At 37.5% G+C, this 4,697-nt stretch carries 4 protein-coding genes; 2 read left to right on the top strand and 2 right to left on the bottom strand.

What is annotated here, in order from left to right; translation table 11 throughout:
* The first annotated feature begins 206 nt into the window (after positions 1 to 206).
* Positions 207 to 983: a hypothetical protein gene (locus OZD63_RS00295; RefSeq protein WP_275007782.1), complete on the top strand. Its 777-nt coding sequence runs from the start codon at positions 207 to 209 to the stop codon at positions 981 to 983.
* A 33-nt stretch (positions 984 to 1,016) separates the two neighbouring features.
* Here the strand turns inward: OZD63_RS00295 and metG are convergent, their stop codons facing one another.
* The gene (gene metG, locus OZD63_RS00290; RefSeq protein ID WP_274979373.1) at positions 1,017 to 2,615 is read right to left on the bottom strand and encodes a methionine--tRNA ligase; all 1,599 of its coding nucleotides are present in this window, start codon (positions 2,613 to 2,615) and stop codon (positions 1,017 to 1,019) included.
* Positions 2,616 to 2,754: 139 nt separating this feature from the next.
* Here metG and OZD63_RS00285 point away from each other — a divergent pair, with 139 nt between their 5' ends.
* Positions 2,755 to 3,195, top strand: a complete 441-nt coding sequence (locus tag OZD63_RS00285) for a TrbC/VirB2 family protein (protein WP_275007780.1) — start codon at positions 2,755 to 2,757, stop codon at positions 3,193 to 3,195.
* Between the two features lie 11 nt (positions 3,196 to 3,206).
* Here OZD63_RS00285 and ubiG read toward each other — a convergent pair whose 3' ends face one another.
* A complete protein-coding gene (ubiG, locus tag OZD63_RS00280; protein ID WP_274979374.1) occupies positions 3,207 to 4,382 on the bottom strand; it encodes a bifunctional 2-polyprenyl-6-hydroxyphenol methylase/3-demethylubiquinol 3-O-methyltransferase UbiG in 1,176 nt (391 codons plus the stop codon).
* Positions 4,383 to 4,697 lie beyond the last annotated feature (315 nt).

Below are 4,697 nucleotides of genomic sequence, written 5' to 3'. Positions count from 1 at the left end.
CCAGTATTGGTCTAATTTTTTCAAATTGTTCTTTACTTATATCTCTTGGATAGCTTTTTTGCATAGATATACCTCTTTCTTAACTATGCTTATTTTACCTCATATTTTCGAGATCCTTAACAGGTTCTAAGTTAAAAGATCAAGTACGCACTCAAAAGCAGAAAAGTTCTGAGCAAAAAACTCAACTAGCTGAAAAAAATAAAAAGATGGAAGAAGACAAATTAAAAGTGGCAATTGCTGATGGCACTGTTCAGCTTGCAAAAGGAACAGTTAATAGCGCTGTTTGGTTTGCAAAAGAAGCAGTTAATGGTGTCTTGTATTCTGGCAAATGTGCTTACGATAATTATGTGCCATCAACTGAGTCTACAAAAGGAACACTTAGTGGTATTGGGGGTGGCTTGAAAAATACTTATGATGCGTCAATTGCATCTGTAAGAGAAGCACTTAACAGCGTTGGAAGCAGCTTGTACAGTAGGATTTATGGTACTAAGGTTTCTAGTCCGGAAGAGCAGTTTAAGCGTGAAGATGGATCTAAACCTAGCATGCAAGAACTAACTCGTTTGGATTATTTAAATCTTGAGGTTCTTTCCAGTGAGCAAAAGCAACGAGCTAATAGTTTGGATTATTTAAGTATTGATAACGTTCCTAAGCAACCTGATCATTTAAATGTTGATGCTGCTAAAAGTTATTTAATGAGTCTTTCTGAGGATCAGGATGTATTTTATGATGCAGAATCTGGTGATGAAAAAGGTACTGAGATTTCTAGCCCAGAAAGTCAGCCAGCTAAAGAAGAAAATGGTCAAGGCTGGGATGCATGGGCTAAGGCTAAGGTAGCTAAAATAGTGACCACTGGAATAGGACTCTGTGGTACTGCTGTTTTATATTATGCTGCACCATATATTCCTACAGTACTTAATGGAGTTGTAGCATCATCTATGGGCAACAGTGCGTCTGTAAACAATGGTACGTTCCCTAGTCAATAAATGTAATCCCATCCAGGAGAAATAGTTTTTACACTATTTCTCCTCTTTAGCATCAACCCTCAAAAAAACCGGCGTAGGTTTAGGCAATGTTATGCCTGAACTTACGCACGCGTCGCACAAAGATTTTAAATCTCGTTGTTCTTTCGGAATTTGCAGTTGATTTAGTATCATCTCTGCTGACTTGGGAACGATTGGCTGCAATAAAATGCCTATTATCCTGATATATTCCAGTAACTTGTAAATTACTAAATTCATGCGCTCTCTGTCAGTTTTGCTCAATGTCCAGGGTGCACTTTTGTCTATATAAGCGTTGGCTTCAGAAGAGATGTTGATAATTAGAAGTATGATATGGTTAAATTCATACTTTGATAGGTGATTCATCACTTGATCGAGTATAGCTTTGCAACCTGGAAGACTTTCTTCACCTGTAAGTAGGCTTTGATCGATTGTTGGTACAATTCCAGAACATTGCTTGTGTAAAAATGAAATTGTTCTTTGTACTAAATTGCCTATGTTGTTTGCCAGTTCTGAATTTATCCGGCTGATCATATTTTTCTTACTAAAGTTGCCATCTTGGCCGAAGCTTGCTTCCCTGAGGAGAAAATAGCGTAGCTGATCAACACCAAACTCTTGAGCGAGGCCAATTGGATCTATGACATTACCAAGGGACTTGGATATTTTCTCTCCCTCGTTCAACCACCAACCATGAACTGCAATTTGTTTTGGCAGTGGCAGGTCTGCTGCAAGGAGAATCGCTGGCCAATATACAGCATGAAAGCGCAATATGTCTTTACCGATTACATGAACGTTGAAAGAGCTGTCAGCTAGGTTCGGCGTCATTCCAGTGCTTGACACTGGAATCTGTGTTTCTGGTTCTGCCCAAAACCTCTTATATTCCTCACCTTCAGTACTAGGGAAACCTATTGATGTAAGATAATTGGTTAATGCATCTATCCAGACATAGATTACGTGTTTGTCATTACCTGGTACTTTTATTCCCCAGTTAAAACTAGTGCGAGAGATTGAGAGGTCAATGAGCCCTGATCTTACAAACGATACTACTTCATTTTTTCTGCTCTCAGGGAAGATAAAACTTGGCTGATTTTTATAGAGTTCCAGTAATTTGTCTTGCCAGTTTGACAAGCGAAAAAAGTAGCTCTCTTCTTTTACCCACTGAACTTCTGCGCCTGTTGGTGCTTTGCCATCTATCAGCTCTGATTCCTGATAAAATGCTTCATCACGAACTGAATACCAACCCGAATAGGAATCCAAATATATTTGCCCTCTCTCTTCAAGTCTATTCCATAAAGCTATAACTGCTTTTTTGTGACGTTCCTCCGTAGTGCGAATAAAATCTTCATACTCAAAATTCATGAACTTAGCCAATTCTTTAAATGAAACGCTCACATCATCTGTAAATTCTTTTGGCTGCATTTCCTTTGCTTTAGCTGCTTTTTTTATTTTTTGTCCATGTTCATCTGTGCCGGTGGTAAATTTGACATTTTTCCCAGCTAGTTTCATGAACCTTGCCACCACGTCACACAAGAGAGAAGTGTATGCATGACCAATATGCGGCTTATCGTTTACGTAATATACTGGCGTGGTGATGTAAAAGTTCTCGAATTGTTCCATGGTTTCGCATTTTGATAAAAATCAACTGAGTTAATTATAGTATTAAAAAGGCAGTAATAAATAAATATTGATTGGGTTAAGCATAATTTTTGAAAAAAGCTATTTACTGAAATTTTATTAAAATAAGAAACAATCAGGCATGATTATTGAAAGAACAATGAGAAATTTTCTTGTAATTCTATTTATAGTTTTCTATGCATTTGATGCACACGCTGATGGAGCAACAGATGTAATGTGTAATGTAATAGGTTACGTTCATGGAATAGGTGGACCAATGATTACAGTGGTAATAATTGGTTCAAGCTTACTTGCAATATTTGGCAGAATGCCTTGGCCTGCACTTTTCGCACTGGGTATGTTTGTTGCTGTGTTTTTTGGTGCTCCTCAAATTGTGACAAAGGTAACAGAAAAAGAAGTTTGTTGTCTTTTTAAAGGTCAAACCTTGGAGAATGGAAAGTGTGTTGCTGCTCCTGGATATGAACGTGTAGGTACAGGTTATGCTTGTCTTTCCGGTTGGGCGCTAACTAATAAAGGCTACTGTATAAAAGCTGGCCAAGATCCTTCAAAGTATTGGAAGTGAAAATGGTGCTTTTATAGAGTTAAATCTAACAAACCGCAGAGTATATAATTAACATCCACGCCTTTAGTTAGATTCCACTCACGCTTTATTACGTTGTACTCCATGCCAGCCATGTTTTGCAGCGTTACATTATTTTCTCTTAAGTGATTTGCAATTTCTGACGGCTTGAGAAATTTATTCCAGTTATGTGTACCTTTTGGCAGCCAATTTAATATGTACTCTGCACCAATTATTGCAAGACAAAAGGATTTAATAGTTCCATTTATTGTGGATATAAAGATTAACCCCTCCGGTTTTAGCAGTTCTATCGCTTTTTTCATGAAAAGCTCTAAATTATCCACATGTTCAACTACTTCCATCAACAGAACCACGTCGTACTTCTTGTCATTGCTTAGCTCTTCAATGCTGGTGTGTATATATTCTATATTTAACCCTACTTTTTTTGCATGTGAATGCGCTACTTTTATGTTTTCTTCACATACATCTATTCCCACAACGTTAATGCCAACGCGTGCCATTGACTCTGACAAAATGCCACCACCGCATCCAACATCAAGCAATGATAATTCTTTCAAACTGCATTTTTTTAACTCTTTTATTTTCTCAATAATGTAAGATACTCTAACAGGATTCATCATGTGCAATGGTTTGAATTTGCCGTTCTCATCCCACCACTGGCCTGCCATTTTAGCGAATTTTGATATTTCATCTTCGTTATAAGTTTTTGTTTTTTTTTTCTTAGAGGTTATATTGCTGAGTTTATCAAGGCGTTTTTTATGTCTGCTTTCTTTTGAAAATTCTGTTTCGAGGAATTGTTTGACTATGTCTTTTGCTAATCCACTCGCAGTAAATCCTGCACCAAGACACAGTACGTTTGCGTTGCCATGCTCGCGAGCTAATTTTGCGATTTCAACACTATTACACAAAGCAGCGTAGATTCCTTCAAAACGATTTGCCACAGTACTCATGCCCAAACCTGTACCACAAATTAATATCCCATAATTTGCTTTTTTGCTTGTTATATCTTCTACAACTTTAACAGCATAGTCTGGATAATCCACGCACTTTTGCTGAGCAGTGCAGCCTTGATCTACCACTCTGTAACCTAGGGTTTCCAGGTAAGGTTTTATTTCTGATTTTAATTCATAACCAGCATGATCTGAGGCAATTGATACTACATCTAACATATAAGAAATAAGGACATTCTATATGGGTTTGAACTTTCTGTCAAGTCATTCAATGCTTCTGAACCTTTGGGAGTTCTAAAGCTATAGCTAAGGTTTTCCTACGTCATACCGCAATTCATTCCACAACTGTACGAACATTGTGATTTGAGAATAATCTCCGCCAGGAAGGGTTCATCCCAGTGCTTTGGCACTGAGATCCAGAAAACTTAATTTTAAATAAGTACACCAGATAGCTGTATAATAAGAACTGGATTCCAGTGGGCTTTGTTGCATAGGAACTGAAAAAATCTGGTGGCTACTGACAAAATTCATTAT

It is taken from the genome of Wolbachia endosymbiont of Drosophila leontia (assembly GCF_028981785.1).
GTDB classification, from domain to species: Bacteria; Pseudomonadota; Alphaproteobacteria; order Rickettsiales; family Anaplasmataceae; genus Wolbachia; species Wolbachia pipientis.
Note: the sequence above shows the minus strand (reverse complement) of the source record. Positions and strands in the feature narration are given on the sequence as shown.

Bases quoted from the DNA above. Each gene is read 5' to 3' on its own strand.
- OZD63_RS00285 (WP_275007780.1), top strand. From the start codon at position 2,755: ATGATTATTGAAAGAACAATGAGAAATTTTCTTGTAATTCTATTTATA.
- metG (WP_274979373.1), bottom strand. From the start codon at position 2,615: ATGGAACAATTCGAGAACTTTTACATCACCACGCCAGTATATTACGTA.
- ubiG (WP_274979374.1), bottom strand. From the start codon at position 4,382: ATGTTAGATGTAGTATCAATTGCCTCAGATCATGCTGGTTATGAATTA.
- OZD63_RS00295 (WP_275007782.1), top strand. From the start codon at position 207: ATGGAAGAAGACAAATTAAAAGTGGCAATTGCTGATGGCACTGTTCAG.